Below are 16410 nucleotides of genomic sequence, written 5' to 3' on the forward strand. Positions count from 1 at the left end.
AGAGGCTCTGTCAGAGTCTGAAATTGGGAGAGAATGCGGTGGATGTAGGACAGATTATCCAGGGAGGTATTGCTGTACCTTATACATAGGAGGTTTACCGTGGGTGTTTTATCATAGAAGTTGGTAATTAATGAAAAATATAGAGTCTGGCTGCTTAGGTGGTCGGGCTCTGTTTAAACTAATGTCTTTAGTAGATTATGGGATTTTATAATAGGAAAATAAAGTTATTGGCAACAGCTGTTGTCCTGTCGGGTATGTTTTCATGCCGGGAAAATAAGGAAGTGGGAGTACTTGACAACTTGGATGGGATTGAAGTTGTCAAGAGTGAGCACATATTGGATAGTTGTAGGTTTCTGAGTCCGTTTACGTTGACAATGGCAGGAAACACACTCCTTGTTAGTGAAAATCAAGCTGAAGGGATGCTTGGAGCCTTTGATCTCAATAATGAGACGGCTCTTGGAGGAATCGGAATGAGGGGAAGAGGGCCTAATGAGTTTATGAACATGAGGGTGGTCAGATATTCCGATCAAGATTCATTGCTGTTTATCCTTGATACGGGATCACGCAAGGCATCGTACTTTAAATTTAATCCGGAGAACCCCATGTTGTCGGAGAATAATCTGGTGAAGCTATTGGATCTTAAATCCGCTAACGCGCATGATATCCAGCCATCTAAATATGGACTGATCACAGATGTGGTTAACGGGGATGACTTATTTGCATTACTTGATGACAATGGAGGGGTGAAGTACACCTTCGGGAAATATCCGGGAGACAATAAGGGTATTGAGAATCCTATAGAATTTTTGATGGCTCATCAGGCGTTGTTCTGCACGAATCCCGGTGGCAACAAATTTGTATTGGCAGGGGCATTCAGCGACTGGGTGGCGTTCTACAATATAAAAGCAGATTCTGCCGAGTTGAGTAAGGAGTATTTCACTTTTGAAACTCCGGTAAATGTCCATAGCAGCGGAGACGAGGGGGAGCAGATTGTGTCAATGAGATACCTGCCTGAGACTAAGTTGGTCTTCACTCAACTGATTCCTACAGATAATTATGTCTATATCGTCTATAGCGGTGCTACAAATGCAGAGATTGAAGCAGGCGAAAAGAAACCAAAAAGTATTTTGAAGTTTAATTGGGACGGAGAGTTTATAAATGGATACAGACTTGATGTTAATACAATTACAGAGAGTGTCACATCTGATGATAAATATATAATTGCTTCAACTGAGGATGAAGATGGTAATTTCCGAATCCTAAGATTTACGATGTGATATTTAAATGGTTTAAGGTTTAAAGTTTATGGTTTATTGTCATTGAATTTTGTATAATTGAAAAGATTCGAGGATTCCCGTGAATCTTAAACCTTAAACTATAAACTATAAACTATCAACCACTGAAATGTAGCTGGTCAACTTCGGATATAGAATGCAATTATTTTTACAATATGATTTTTTAAGAAAGATATTTAGAGCAGTTTGTCGGGTTATCATTATTATCTTCTGTGTAGTATCACTGTATCAGATTGTGAGGATATTTGTCTTTGATCAATTTGTCATACCGTCCAACTCCATGATGCCTACGTTATGTCCCGGAGACAGGGTTATCGTGAATAAGCTGCATTTGGGGGCGAGAATCTATACGGATTTTGATTTCCGCAGTGAAGGGAATCAGCTTGAGTCCATAAGGCTTAAAGGATTACGAAGGCTGCGACATAATGATGTGGTGGTGTTCAATTTCCCGATAAACAACGGCAGAATAGCTTTCAAAATCAATTATGTATATTGTAAACGTATAATGGGTTTGCCTGGAGACACCATAAGAATAACCGACGGATTCTACAAATCAAATAATTTTTCTGGAGAACTCGGTATCCCTCGGAGACAGAGACAATTGACGGTTTATGGAGTGAATCCGGAGGTATATGAGGGATGGGGCGTCGGACCGGAACAGATTGGATGGAATTGTCTGAATGCCGGACCATGGTATATTCCGAGATGTGGGGATATTGTCAGGATAGGCTGTAAGGAGGGTTATCTTTATAAGGATATATTGGAATATGAGACAGGAAAGAGGGTGACAGTTGACGATTCCCTCAGGCGGGTGTATGTCGGAGACCGGAGAATTGAACAGTATGAATTCATACATGACTATTATTTCGCTGCAGGCGACAATGCCTACGATTCTTATGATTCAAGGTATTGGGGATTGGTGCCGGAGGAATATATTGTAGGGGTAGTTGATCTCATTTCGTATTCAAAGGATCCTTACAGTGGGAAACTCAGATTCGACAGGATGCTTAAAAAGATATGAGGATGGTTGAGACTACAGCAATATCGGAGAATCGAACAGGTGTCAATGGTATAGATATCATGGTGACGGCATTTTTCGTGTATTGTGCCGTCAATGCCCTGGTGGTGTCTGACGTGCCATGCCGGACTGAATCGCTGACCATTGCTCTGTGCTTCGGATTATATCTGATTTTCAGGGTGCTTTTCTCATTCCGTTTGCCATCGGATATGTTTGTGGCATACTTGCTGCTCATTGTCGGCGAATATGAGGTGATTGTGGGATTCCTACAGTTGTTTGGATTCATTCAGTCAGGACATACCCATTATGCAGTCACCGGAACATTCCCCAACCCGGGTCCCTTCGGAGGATTTATTGCGATAAGTCTATCCGCAGGTTTTTGGTTATATCGTCACAGGGGAGGTGGATGGGTCATGTACGCAATGTTGCCTATGATGATTGCATTGTTGGTGTCAATGAGCCGTGGGGCGTGGCTGGCGTTGGTGGTGTCGCTGTCAGTGTTATACCGCGATAGGCTGAGGTTTGAGAAACGGTATGCTGTCGCAGGCATCATACTGATTGCTGCAGTAGGGGTAGCCGTCTATCTTATAAAACGTGGGTCAGCCGACGGGAGAGTGGCAATGGCATTTATGGCATTGAAGGCCTGTGGTGTTTCGCCATTCCTTGGCTGGGGTGCCGGTGGATTCCTGTATGCGATATCGGAAATGCAGATAATGCACTTCTCGTCATATCCCGACTCCGCGCTTATATCGGTAACGGGAGTGGCAGACTATCCATTCAACGAGTATCTTCATGTGGCGGTGGAATTCGGCATTATCGGATTATTGCTGTTCTTGTCGGTAGTGGTATCTGTATTCCGTAAGTTATATGTTGCCGGGAGGGTTGAGATGTATCCGTTCCTGACGTTCCTTGTATTTGCCATTTTCTCTTATCCATTCTCATTATTGCCGTTTGGAGTATTGTTTATCCTTATAGTTGCTTTGGCGGCGGGTATTGAGGGGGATTTCAGGAGTGGGAAAAATGGGGTATTTGGAATAATTACCCTTGTAATTGGAGTGCTCATTACGGTGGGGAGTCTGGTATGTTATGTTCCGGTAATACGGGCATCAGAGATATTTGCAGGCTACGGAAATATTTCGAACCCGGCATCCATAAATCCGGCTCGTGAACTTTCCGCTGATCTTTCAGATAACCGAGACTTCCTGTTCTCGTATGGAAAAAGTCTTCGGGAGAGTGGCAGGTATAACGACAGCAATGCGATATTGCGTCAGGGTATGCTTGTCTGCAACGACCCAATGATGCGTATTGTCATGGGAAGGAACTATGAATCGCTCTCATGCTATGATAAGGCGGAGGAGATGTATCTTCAGGCGTTTCACATGCAGCCCAACAGACTATATCCACTATATAGGATGATGCTGCTTCAAGAGGCAACAGGAGACAGTATCAGGACTAAGGAATATGCCAATAAGGTCTTGGAATTCGATCCCAAGGTGCAATCACCTGCCATAAGGGAGATGAAATGGAAGGCCAAAGAGATAATTAACCAAATGTAACATCGTTAAAAATATATTGTGGTCACGAAACAGACATGAAACATATATCAGTATAGCTATGAGCTATTCCGGTTGAAATGATATATACCGTGATAATTTATAAAAACAAACCATAAAATCAACATTCAAAATGAATAGGAAAATTTCTTCAGCTATTCTTGGTATTGCTTTTTTAGGCGCAACTGCATTTGCGTTGCATACCAACAATTTCGGCAAGACGGTTTCAGACCTTGAACTTGCTAACATCGAGGCTCTTAGCGAAACGGATACTTCTGTAACAGAATGCCCTCCTGGAGGATATACAGAATGCCATAGAATTTTGGCAGGCAATGTAATTTATATTTTCAATAGGAAGTAATAATTGTAACCTAATATTGTGTGGGATATTTCAATAATTTGCCTTATCCCACACATTTTTTACTTTAAATTGAGAAATTTATGAAAAAAAATAGTTTGTTGTCCGGAATTATGGCAGGAGTCCTGATAATCGGGATAAATAGTTGTGAGTTAGATAATACAAATAAAGAGCATATTTTTGATTTTAATATCTTACACACTAATGCGTTGATTGATACCCCTTTGGATATTGCTGTGAAGGGGGATTCATTGCTGGTCAATCAGTATTTTGGCGATAAATTCCTTGTGTGGTTGTCGTTAAAGGATGGGAGTCTGATTAAGACGGATATATCCAAAGGGAACGGAAGACGGGAGATGCAGGGACCGTTGTTGGTCAATTCTTTCTCAGACAGCTTGTTGATATACGATAGGCAGAGATTCGGTTTGTATAAGACTGATTTTATGTGCGATTCCATAATCACAGCCACAGAGCGACTGCCATTCTGGACTACAAAAGTATTTCCTTTTAAAAACGGGAATATGCTGGTTTCCAAAATCCCTTTCGGAGTGGAGGATGCGGAGATTGCTGACACGAGATTTGCCATCATGCGTGGGGATTCGGTATTGTCACATTTTGGGGATTACCCGAGATTGAGTAATTCTGATAAGGAGAGTGATTCAGAGGAATTGGCCAATTTTCATCAGATACGAGGTTTTCAGGAATTGCCGGATAATGAGTTTGCAGTGGTGTCGTCTCACGTATTGAGTCTATATTCGGCATCCGAAGATGGTTATGTCCTGAAAAAGGAGATAGCGGTTGTCCCTTATGAGTATAATACACGGGCTGCCACACAAAATCAGTCGGCAATGTCTTCCTTAAAAGAGGGGGAGAGTATAGGCGTTCCCATAGGACTTGCATATCATTCCGGAAAAATATATCTGCCTTTCCAGGAAACGGAGGATGACGATATAGTCATAATGTGCTATGACATGGATTTGAATCTTGTAGGCACAATAAAACCTGCGGTTTCAATAATGCCTCCATTTGTGATTGATGACAATGGCAGGATAGTGGCTCTTTCAGAGAATGATAAGGAGACAAGCATCGTTGTCTCGACAACAAGCGTGGATGATATCTAAGGAAGTGGTCTAAACTTATAATAAGTTTAGACCACTTGGAATGAATCGTTTAAGTAATTGTAGAAAAATAAGTTGTGAAAGTTTGGCGCATATTTCCGAGGGATTCCGCGCTCCGAAAGCACCGGAAAGATGCTGCCACAAGAAAAATTTAGATTTATAACTTTAACAAGTTTTTTTTGAAGATTACTAAATTCGGAATAATAAAGTTCATGTATGACGTTCTTTAAAAGAAATAATTTTCACAAATTTTTTATTGTCGGTATGACATTTCTGCTTGCCGCATCATGTCAAAAGTATAGTCAGGATGTTGTGGATTGTAATATATCCGGTAATGAAGCCGTGACTGTTAAGATTGATAAATGGTCATTATGTGAAAGTGATGTTATGCCTGATAGCCTTCAGTGTCATAGAAGTCTGTTGGATGCTGATGTAGAAAGGAGGATGTTTCTCTTTTCGCAAAGAGCTGTCGGCAACAGGTATATTCTGAATGGTGATACCCTTGAATTGAAAAGATTCGAACAGCAGAATTATTATCCGGTATTTCTGAAGGAGGGAATCAACGAACTTATTGCAATTACTGACACAGCAAGTAGGGAACGGCATATAAGTCTGGAATTGTGTGACAGCGTGATTGCCATACGGTTGATGGCTGAGTCAATGTTTGGCAGGATGTTTTATCCATTAATCAATCCGGACTCAATGATGTTGAATCTTGATATGAAGTATTGTAAAGTGATACCGTTGGAGTCTTCGATGGAGATATTTGATGTGGTAGGACGTAAGATTCATGAGCTGAAGATTACGGATGATAATCTTAGATATGAATTGCCTGCATTGGAGGTGGGTAAATCTTACATGAGTAAATGGACTATTGGGGAGAGTTCGACATGGCAGACATTTCTCTGTGGGGATCCGGATAAGGTATATGAAATGTATCGCAATAGATTTGATTCTGTCCGGATAAGTGTCGCAGACTCTTTGGAGATAGACCAATTGTTATGGAGATTCCGATTCTTGCTTGAACATCCTTCAAGAAAGGATGACTGGTGGTGGCAGTTTAAGATTGCGCCTATAGCATATCAATTGGAGTATGCTTTCCGTCGCATGGAAGGGGAGGATGGAATCGCGCCCACCCTTAACTTTGAATCATATAATTCAAGGATAGACGGGATGGTTCAGAGATGTGTGGTGTTTACTCCCAAGGATATGACAAGGCATTATCCATTGGTTGTGATGATTCGACCTAATGAGGAAAACAGACATGAGTTCTTTTCTTGTCCACAGTTGGCACGTCAATGGGCAGTCAATAATGTGCAGATGCTTTGTGATAAGTATGGGTTGATTGTAATGATGCCTGAGGGAAGGATGCGTTCATTTGGTCTGTTGGATGAGGATAACGAGAGGGAAATAATGAATGCCATTGACTTTGTGAAGAAGAAGTATCCTGTAGAGGATGGTAAGGTATATCTTCATGCCAATTGCAGCGGAGGAGAACGTGCATTGCAGCTTGCATCTCATCATCCGGATAAATTCAATGGTATGGGTCTGTATGCTCCATTTTTCAGTAGGTTGAAAAATGAAAAATATCCCGATAAGATTCAGATAAAATTGGAGAACCTTAAAGGGATGCCTATTTTTGTGCATGGGGATCCGCTCGATGGACATAGCCCACCGATATTTTATAAGGATCTTATCAATGGTATGGATAAGGTGGGGAATCCCTGCAAAGTGAGTATGGAATACCACTCCGGAGAATTGTATAATGTGACAATTGTGGGGGAGGAGGCTCTTCAATATTTTAAACAAATTGAATAGAACGGAATCTCTTTTTTTTATATTGTTAAGGTAATTTTGTTAATTTTATGATAACGGATAGTGGTATTTTCATTAATTTTGTGAATTATCGCTTTTTTAGAGTGGCATTGAGAAATCTTTGTTAAATTTAGAGTGTATTGGTTTATGCGTTTCTTTTGGGTTGTTATACTTGGAGTTGTGGCGAGAGGGGCGGTTGCGCAGAAGTTGTCGCTGTCGCTCGATGATGCCATACGGTTGGCGTCGGAGTATTCGCTGGATGCGCAGTTGGCGAAGTTCAGCTATACGGGTGCGTATTGGACTTACCGTTCGTTTCGCGCAGAACTGTTGCCGTCGATTAATCTTGGCGGGAATCTGCTGAATTATAATCATTCCACTGTGGAGGCCCGTAATTATGAGACAGGCGAGATCAATTATGTAGACAACAACACGCTTGCAAACAGCCTCACCCTATCCATCGACCAGAATATACCGTTGCTTGGGGGTAAACTTTCGGTGCAGTCTTATCTGTATCGCCTTGACCAGTTTGAGTATGACCGCACGATGTATAATTCCCAACCCCTGCGTCTGCAATACACCCAACCGCTCCGCACATATAATGAGCTTAAATGGAGGAAGAAGACTGAACCCGTGGCTTTTGACAGGGCGGGGAGGGTGTATCTCGAATCGATGCAGAACGTGAGTCTACGCGTGACCGGTCTGTATTTCAACGTGCTTTCCGCGCAGAGCCGATATAATCAGGCTCTCGCCACGCTGAAGGACCGCGAGACGCTGTATGAGCAGGCGAAGAAACGCCATGAACTCACAACGCTCTCGAAGAGTGAGCTGCTTCAGCTGGAACTGTCGCTTATCAATGCACGCGTGGAGTCGAAGGATCTGAAGCTGAAGCTCGACAATGAGCGGTTTGCTCTATTCAGCTATATACGCGCCACGGATTATGACCGGGTAGAACTCGTGCCCCCCACCAACGTGCCGGATATCGTGCTGATGCCCGACGACGTGCTCCAACGTGCTTACGACAACTCTTCCTATCTTCCCAACAACAGGCTGCAGCTCTTGCAGTCGGAGCAGAGTGTGGCATACGCGAAGTCGTTGAAGGGGCTACAGTTGACCCTCAGCGGCGAGGTGGGTTTCAACAAGACGGGCTATTCATTCTCAAAGGCGTACAGTCGTCTTAATGATAACGAGATTGTGGGGCTAACGCTGTCGCTGCCGCTTTTCGACTGGGGAGTGAGCAAGGGGCGTGTGAAGATTGCGGAGGCTAACCTCGACGTGGTGAAGACGGAGCAGGAGATTGCCGACATGGAGTTTCGCCAGCAGGTGCGCAGTCAGGTGGAGACTTTCAACACCCAGAGTAGCCAGTTTACCGACTCTCGGCGTATGCTTGAGATTGCGGAGGAGAGGTATCAGCTCACCTACCGGCGGTTTGAGTCGGGGGGCGTGACGGTCACGGAACTGAACACCGCCCAGCAGGAACTTGACAATTCGCGTGCGCAGTATATCAGCCAACTCTCTTCGTTCTGGACAAGCTACTACAATATCCAGAAGATCACGCTGCATGACTACCGCACCGGGACGGATCTTTCCGACGGATATATCTACGAACTGCAAAAATAAAACTTAAATGGTTTAAAGTTTAAAGTTTAAGGTTTAAAGTTTATTGTCATTAAATATTTAATAATGAAAAGATTCGTAGATTCTCATCATCCATCACCCATAAACCATCAACTATCAACCATCAACCATCAACCATCACCCATCAACCATAGATTATGAGACCTTACATGATACCATTGCTGCTGCTCTGCCTTATGGGCTGCAAGCCTGCGAAGGAGGAGACGAAGGGGGAGAACTCTCCACGCAGCAACGCCACGCTGACTGAGAATTTTGTCGACACAATGAGGCTGTCGCGACGCGATTTCCGACATCAGACGGTGTGCAACGGCGTGTTGCGTGCCGGGGTGAAGAGCCGCCTTGCCACAAGGCATCCCGACGTGATTACGGAGGTAAGGGTAAAGACCGGGCAACGCGTCGGGAAAGGGGAGCTGCTTGCCGTTACGGAGGAGGAGAAGTATATCCGCGCTTTGGAGAAGGCGAAGCGTGATCTGGAGAAAGCGGAGATCGATTTTGCCGACAAACTGATTACTTTGGGCTATGACGACAAGGGGAGCGTGCCGGAGGAGACTCTGAAGCGTGCGGAGGTGACGTCGGGTCTGTTCTCGGCGCGTCATCAGCTGAAGCAGGCGGAGAGTGATCTTGCCGATTGTCGCCTGTATGCCCCGTTTGCCGGGGTGGTGGCTGACCTTGACGGGAAACTGTATCAGAAGTGTGACAATTTCTGCAACCTTATCGATGAGTCGGCTTTCGATGTGGATTTCAGCGTGCTGGAGTCGGAACTGCCTTCGGTGGCGGTGGGGTATGATGCGATGGTGATACCGTTCGCGGGCGATAAGGGTACGCGTAAGGGGAGAATCACGGCTATCAATCCGACGGTTTCGGATAAGGGTCTTGTGAAGGTGACGGCACGCATAGCCGGCGACAAGGGGGTGATCGACGGGATGAACGTGAAGGTGATAGTGGAGCGCACGGAGTCGGGGCAGTTTGTGGTGCCGAAGGATGCCGTGGTGGAGAGGGACGGCTACAACGTGGTGTTTCTCTATCGCGACGGTAAGGCGGTCTGGACCTACGTGGATGTGGTGTCGTCAAACACCGACAGCCATGCCATAACGGGGTGCGAACGTAAGGAGACGGAACTGCATGAGGGGGACGTGGTTGTGACGTCGGGGAATATGAACCTTGCCGACGGCACGGAGATAAAGGCACGATGATATAGGGGTGGATTTTTGATAAGACTGACAGAGGATTATGATTCTGAGACTGATAAAGCGTCCGGTGGCGGTGACTATGTGCGTGATAGCGTTGACGGTGGTGTGTATCCTGAGTCTTCGCGGTCTGCCGGTGTCGCTCATGCCGGATATCGACATACCGAGGATAACGGTCAACGTGCCGATGCCGGGCGCGTCGGTGAGGGAGGTGGAGACAAGGGTGGCGGCTCCGTTGCGCGGACAGCTCATGCAGATAGCCGGAATAAAGGAGATCAGGAGCGAGTCGAAGACCGACGGCACGACCATCACGATGGAGTTCACGCCGGGGAGCCGCATGGATCTTCTATTTATAGAGGCGAATGAGAAGGTTGACCGTGCGATGGGTATGCTTCCGGAGGGGATGGAGCGTCCGAAGGTGGTGAAGGCGGGGGCTACGGATATCCCGGCGTTCTATATCGACGTATATTCGGATGACGACAGTGAGGAGGGTTTCGCACGATTGTCTGACTACGTGACGGGGGTGGTGCGTAAACGCGTGGAGCAGTTGCCACAGACTGCCATGGTCGATGTCAGCGGCGACACGAAGCCGGAGATCGTCATTGAGCCGTATGCGGAGAAGACGGAGGCTTTGGGTATCACTCCGGAGCAGATAGGCGCGGCGGTATCTTCCGCCGACCTGCGTCTGGAGGCTCTCAGCGTGGCTGATGGCGCATACCGCTACAGCCTGCATTTCGATTCGCAGATGTCGACGCTCGATGATATCCGCAACATAACCCTTCGTCATGACGGACGCCTTCTGCGGCTCGGTGATCTCTGCTGCGTGTCGCAAAGGCAGATGGGTGACAACGGGAGCGTGAGGCATGGTGAGAACCGTGCGATCTCGCTTGCCGTCATAAAGCAGAATGATGCGCGGATGGAGGATCTTAAAGAGAGTGTGGAGGGTCTGTTGGAGGAGGTGCGTCGGGATAATCCGGGCGTGAAGTTCGTGCTGACGCGCGACCAGACAAGTCTGCTTTCATATTCTATCAATAACCTTTCGTGGAACCTCGCTCTCGGTATCGCGCTGGCGTGTCTTGTGCTTTTCGCGTTTATTCGCGACGTGAGGATTCCGCTGCTCATCGTGGTGAGCATACCGCTGTCGCTGCTGCTGACGATGCTCTGCTTCAAACTCGCTGGTATCTCTATCAACGTCATATCGCTTGCCGGTCTGATTCTCGGTGTGGGTATGATGGTGGATAACTCGATAATCGTGATTGACAATATCACGCGTCTTGCCGATGAGGGGAAGCCGCTGGATGATGCTGTGGCGCTGGGTGCGTCGGAGGTGTTCACCCCGATGCTCTCGTCGGTGCTGACCACTTGCTCGGTGTTTATCCCGCTGATATTCCTGAGCGGCACGGCAGGGGCATTGTTTTATGATCAGGCGATGGCGGTAACGATCTCGCTTTTCTCATCGTTGGCTGTGGCGATGCTCGTGATTCCGGTCTATTTCCGCGTGTTTTTCAAGCGGAAGGGGGTAAGGATGAAGCATCGGAAGGATGGAAGTGTGCCGTTGGTTGAGAGGGTCTACAACCGTGTGCTTGCCGCCACGCTGGCGCATCCGTGGAAGGTGGCTCTGTCGATTGCCGTGCTGGTGGTCGTAGGTGTGGCGTGTGGCTTGGGTCTGCGCAAGGAGCGTATGCCCGACGTGTCGCATACGGATATGCTTGTGACGGTAGACTGGAATGAGGGTGTGTCGCTCAATACGAATGAGGAGCGTATGGCGCAGCTCAGGAGCCGGATAAAGGGGATGGCGCAGACCACCACGACGATGGCAGGGAGCCAGGGTTTCATCTTGTCGCATACGCCTGGACTCTCGTCGTCGGAGTCGGTGATGTATGTCGCGGCTGATTCGGAGGATAGGATTGCGGAGATAAAGGATAGTATTTCGGGATTCGTGCGCGGGCGTTATCCGTCTGCCTCGCTGTCGTATGCCGTGTCGGGCAACGTGTATGACATGATCTTCTCGTCGGATATGCCGGATCTGGAGATAAGGCTTCAGACTGCCACGGGGGGACTCCCCGACGTGGTGCGTAGCCGCAGTTTCTGCGACTCGCTTGCCTTCCGATTCCCTGACGTGGAGATCTCGCCTGTAGCCACGGAGGAGAATCTGAGGTATGAGGTGGCGGGTGATGTGGCATCGCTCTATGGGATAGGCTACAGCCGTCTATATTCGCGTCTGCGTGAGCTTGCCGGGAGCAACAGTGTATATACGATTAATGACGGGTCACATTCCGTGCCGGTGATAGTGGGTGCGGAGCGTGCCGACAGGTATGGTATGCTTCAGAACAGCATACGCACGAATGACGGCGTTGACGTGCCGCTATCTACTCTGCTCAGGGAGCGGCGCGGTGAGGACTACAAGCATCTCTATGCCTCTTCGTCGGGGGCATATTATCCTGTGGGTGTGGATGCCGACGACAAGACTGTGGAGAGCGTGATGGATGAGGTGAAGGCTCGCGTCAACAGGGCGGATTCCGGGTTGTCGGTGCTGTTTGCCGGTGCGTATTTTGATAGCCGCCGTCTGATCGGGGAACTTATGGTGGTGCTTGCCGTGGCTCTCGCGATGCTCTATTTCATACTCGCGGCGCAGTTTGAGAGTATGCTTCAGCCGCTCATCATCCTCAGTGAGGTGGCGGTGGATATAGCGGCTGTGCTTATCGCGCTCTGGATAGCGGGTGAGTCGCTCAATCTGATGTCGATGATCGGAGTGGTGGTGATGTGCGGCATAATCATCAATGACTCGATTCTGAAGATAGATACCATCAACCGTCTGCGTCGCGGCGGGATGAAGACTGATGCCGCGATAATCACGGCTGGTCATCAGCGTCTGAAACCTATCATCATGACGTCGCTGACCACGATTCTTGCCGTGGCACCATTCCTGACGCGTGGTGACATGGGTTCTGACCTTCAGTTTCCGCTTTCGTTCACGCTGATAGTCGGTATGACGGTCGGCACTCTCGTGAGTCTTTTCATAATACCCTTATTCTATAAACTTGCTTATGACTGAGACTCCATCTAATAAACAAATGCGTTCTCAATTTCGCGCCATATTCGTGATGGGGGTGCTGATGCTCATCGGTGCTGCCCTGATATTCAAGGTGGACACGGCTATAGATCCGCGACCGAAGCAGGGGAAGACGCTGACGGTCACGTTCTCATGGCAGGGTGCTCCGGCAAAGGTGGTGGAGCAGAATGTCACGTCGGTGGTGGAGGGGCTTGTGTCGTCGGTGAGGGATGTGGCTCGCACTGAATCCACGTCGCGTTTCGGGTCGGGGAGTGTCAAGGTGGAGCTTAAACCGGAGGCTGACGTGTCGGCTGTGAAGTTTGAGATAGCGTCGCTTATGCGTCAGATGAAATCGACGCTTCCGGAGGGTGCATCGTATCCTGTGGTGACGGGTGGTGAGGTGGTCAATGAGAGCCGCGATGATAAGAAGACGGTCACTCTGCTGACCTACCGCATTGTGGATGACCTGCCCACGAATGTGCTGCGGGAGTATGTGAAGAACAGGCTTGAACCGGCTTTCGCGTCAATTGATGAGGTGACGGGGGTTGACGTCAACGGCGGTACGGAGAAGTATCTGGAGGTGAGCTATGACCCTGCGATGCTCGCACGCTATGGCATAACGTCGGCGGAGATAAGCGAGGCTGTGAGGGGATATATCGGAGAGAAGGGCATAATCGGTGAGGTGGATGATGAGGGTGGACGCATGGCGTTGTGGCTTGATTCCGACGGCACGGGTACACCGCTGGAGCATCTGGCTGTAAGACAGTCGGGACCTAATGGGAAGACGGTCTATCTTAATGATATAGCACGGTGCGCCTATAAGTATAAGGAGCCGAATGATTATTACCGTATCAACGGTATGAACACGGTCTACGTCAACGTGAAGGCACAGGCGGGCACTAATCTGATATCGCTGTCAGACAGGGTGCAGCGTAAGGTGGAGGAGGTGGAGAGGTCGCTCTCCATACCGGTGGGTCTGGAGCTTACCTACGATTCTGCCGAGCGTCAGCGGTCGGAGTTGGGGAAACTGGTGAGCCGTTCGCTACTGTCGCTGCTGATACTGATGGCGTTGGTGCTTGCGGTGAGCCGGAGCGTGAGGTATTTCTCTGTGGTGGGTATCACGCTTGCTGCTGCGTTGCTGATTTCGGTGATAGCTTATTATCTGCTTGACATAAGGCTCCATATCTTCTCGCTTGCGGGGATTACGGTGTCGTTGGGTCTGATTATCGATGCGGTGATAGTGATGGTGGATCATTATGGGCGTTACCGCGACCGTGGGGCGTTTTTCGCGATATTGGCGGCGTTGCTGACTACGATCGGTTCGCTCGTGCTGATATTCTTTATGCCGGATTATATTCAGGATGACCTTCATGATTTCGCGCTTATCGTGATGGTGAATCTCACTGTGGCGTTGCTTGTGGCGTATCTCTTCGCGCCTGCGCTGGTGGATGCGCTCATGAAGCGGAGTGGCAGGAAGCGGAAGAGGGGAAGCGGAGGCAGGAGATGGAGCCGGCTGACGATGAGGCTGACAAGGGTGTATGCTCGGAGTATCATGACGGGGAGAAGGTTCAGATGGCTTGTGACGGTGTTGCTGGTATTCGCTTTCGGATTGCCGCTGTTTGCTCTTCCGAAGGATTGGGAGTTTCCGTATAGGAAGGAGCTTACGGTCTGGCTCGGCGGCACGCTCCGTATGTTTGCAGATTGTCTTGATTCCAACACCTATTCACCGAAGAAGGAGGAGATGAAACTCCATATCATCGCGCAGATGCCGCTCGGCGGCACGGCGACGCAGCTTAATGAGAAGGTGCTGGCATTGGATGAGTTTCTGAAGACTCAGGAGGGCATAAAACGCTGGACCACGAATGTGGGTGCGTGGGGTGCGACGGTTGAGGTGGAGTTTACGCCGGAGGCGTTGAAGACCTCGCTGCCGTATAATCTGGAGAATCGGGTGATAGGTCGCGTGATTGATATAGGTGGCGCGGATTGGGCTACGTATGGGGTGAGTGAACGAGGGTTCAGCAATTCGCTGAATCTTTCTTACAGGAGCAGCCGTATAATGGTGAAGGGTTATAATTATGAGCGGCTTGTGAGGATTGCGGAGACGATATGCGACACGCTGCAACGTAATCCGAGGGTGGCGGATATCGCGGTCCAGACTCCCGGTTATGAGAATCAGGAGGATGAGTTGTTTGTGAAGTATGACCGTGAGCAGATGGCTCTATACGGTATACCGGCTCAGAAGCTACATTCGGCACTCGGTGATCTTCTCTCCACGCGCCGGGTGGGGGTGATTGATGATGGTGTGACTGTCACGGATGTGATGTTGCGTCCGGAGAGTCGGGAGACGTTTGATCTCTGGTCGCTCGGTAATTCCTACATACGTATTGACTCGGCTGATTATCGTGTCGGTGATTTCGTGATGATCGGGCGGCGTGAGGCGAAGAATGTAATAGAGAAGCGCGACCAGCAGTATGTGCTTAACGTGGCGTTTAATGTCATCGGGTCATATACTTATACGTCGAAGTATATAGAGGGGGTTGTTGACACGTTCAGTCGGACGCTTCCGGTGGGTTTCAGTTGTGAGGTGGCTACCTACGGATGGTATCAGGATACGGGTGAGCAGTATTGGTTGCTGATAGTGGTGGTGCTGATCATCTATATGCTATGCGGCATATTGTTTGAGTCGTGGACGCGTCCGTTTGTCATCATATTGCTGATACCGGTGTCGTTTATCGGAGTATTCCTTACGTTCCGGTTTACGGGGATACCGTTCGGCACGGGTGGGTTTGCATCGTTGGTGCTTCTGTGTGGCATCACGGTGAATGCGGCGATATATATCTTGAATGAGTATGACCGTCTGACGCGACTGTATACTGGAAGGAGAGGGGTGGATATATATGTGAAGGCGTTCAGCCGGAAGATAGTGGCGGTAATACTTACGGTAGTCTCGACGGTAGCCGGACTTATACCCTTCCTGCTCGACGGACCGGAAGAGAAGTTCTGGTATTCGTTTGCTGTCGGCACAATCTCCGGACTGACCTTCTCCCTGCTCGTGCTGGTGCTCGTGATGCCCCTCTACATGCGCCTCCCCACCGCTGCTAAGTTATCAACCGCAAAGCACGCAGAGAGCACAGAGAAATTATAATTTCCACATATAGATTCAAAAGATTAGAAAGATTTTATTCAAAAGCAATAATCTTTAGTTACATTGGGAATGTACTGATAGCTTTGAACGCTTCATACGCTTTTCTGGCAGCTTCTTTTTCGGAATTGCTGACAGGAGATGGATTCGCTATCCTACGGGCAAAATTCTCAGCGTCTTTACCTCTTAGAACCGGTGTCTCTTTTATTGGTCTTGCCATATTGTTACTTAATTTAT

Annotated in this window: 11 protein-coding genes; 10 read left to right on the forward strand and 1 reads right to left on the reverse strand. The window is 48.2% G+C overall.

Annotated elements, in window-relative coordinates; genetic code table 11:
- Positions 1-197: 197 nt before the first annotated feature.
- The 10 genes from E5331_RS02855 (at position 198) to E5331_RS02900 (ending at position 16176) form a co-directional block, all read left to right on the forward strand.
- Complete coding sequence (locus E5331_RS02855; RefSeq protein ID WP_123484597.1) at positions 198-1277, forward strand: BF3164 family lipoprotein; 1080 nt, start codon at positions 198-200, stop codon at positions 1275-1277.
- 154 nt (positions 1278-1431) lie between these two features.
- Positions 1432-2316: a signal peptidase I gene (gene lepB / locus E5331_RS02860; RefSeq protein WP_123484598.1), complete on the forward strand. Its 885-nt coding sequence runs from the start codon at positions 1432-1434 to the stop codon at positions 2314-2316.
- Between the two features lie 2 nt (positions 2317-2318).
- Positions 2319-3869, forward strand: a complete 1551-nt coding sequence (locus E5331_RS02865; RefSeq protein WP_168355115.1) for an O-antigen ligase family protein — start codon at positions 2319-2321, stop codon at positions 3867-3869.
- Positions 3870-3999: 130 nt separating this feature from the next.
- Positions 4000-4227 carry a hypothetical protein gene (locus tag E5331_RS02870; protein WP_123484600.1) on the forward strand — a complete coding sequence of 76 codons (228 nt, stop codon included), beginning with the start codon at positions 4000-4002 and terminating at the stop codon, positions 4225-4227.
- A gap of 80 nt (positions 4228-4307) precedes the next feature.
- A complete protein-coding gene (locus E5331_RS02875; protein ID WP_135985826.1) occupies positions 4308-5345 on the forward strand; it encodes a BF3164 family lipoprotein in 1038 nt (345 codons plus the stop codon).
- 261 nt (positions 5346-5606) lie between these two features.
- On the forward strand, positions 5607-7160 hold the full coding sequence (locus tag E5331_RS02880; protein ID WP_135985828.1) for a hypothetical protein: 1554 nt from the start codon (positions 5607-5609) through the stop codon (positions 7158-7160).
- Positions 7161-7304: 144 nt separating this feature from the next.
- Positions 7305-8774, forward strand: a complete 1470-nt coding sequence (locus tag E5331_RS02885; protein WP_123484603.1) for a TolC family protein — start codon at positions 7305-7307, stop codon at positions 8772-8774.
- A gap of 155 nt (positions 8775-8929) precedes the next feature.
- Positions 8930-9985, forward strand: a complete 1056-nt coding sequence (locus E5331_RS02890) for an efflux RND transporter periplasmic adaptor subunit (protein ID WP_123484604.1) — start codon at positions 8930-8932, stop codon at positions 9983-9985.
- Between the two features lie 37 nt (positions 9986-10022).
- Positions 10023-13034: an efflux RND transporter permease subunit gene (locus tag E5331_RS02895; RefSeq protein ID WP_123484605.1), complete on the forward strand. Its 3012-nt coding sequence runs from the start codon at positions 10023-10025 to the stop codon at positions 13032-13034.
- 19 nt (positions 13035-13053) lie between these two features.
- Positions 13054-16176: an efflux RND transporter permease subunit gene (locus E5331_RS02900; protein WP_275441042.1), complete on the forward strand. Its 3123-nt coding sequence runs from the start codon at positions 13054-13056 to the stop codon at positions 16174-16176.
- A gap of 58 nt (positions 16177-16234) precedes the next feature.
- Here the strand turns inward: E5331_RS02900 and E5331_RS20235 are convergent, their stop codons facing one another.
- Complete coding sequence (locus E5331_RS20235) at positions 16235-16393, reverse strand: hypothetical protein (RefSeq protein WP_168355116.1); 159 nt, start codon at positions 16391-16393, stop codon at positions 16235-16237.
- Positions 16394-16410: the final 17 nt, after the last annotated feature.

The sequence above is a fragment of the Lepagella muris genome (genome assembly GCF_004793975.1).
In the GTDB taxonomy this organism is placed as follows: domain Bacteria; phylum Bacteroidota; class Bacteroidia; order Bacteroidales; family Muribaculaceae; genus Lepagella; species Lepagella muris.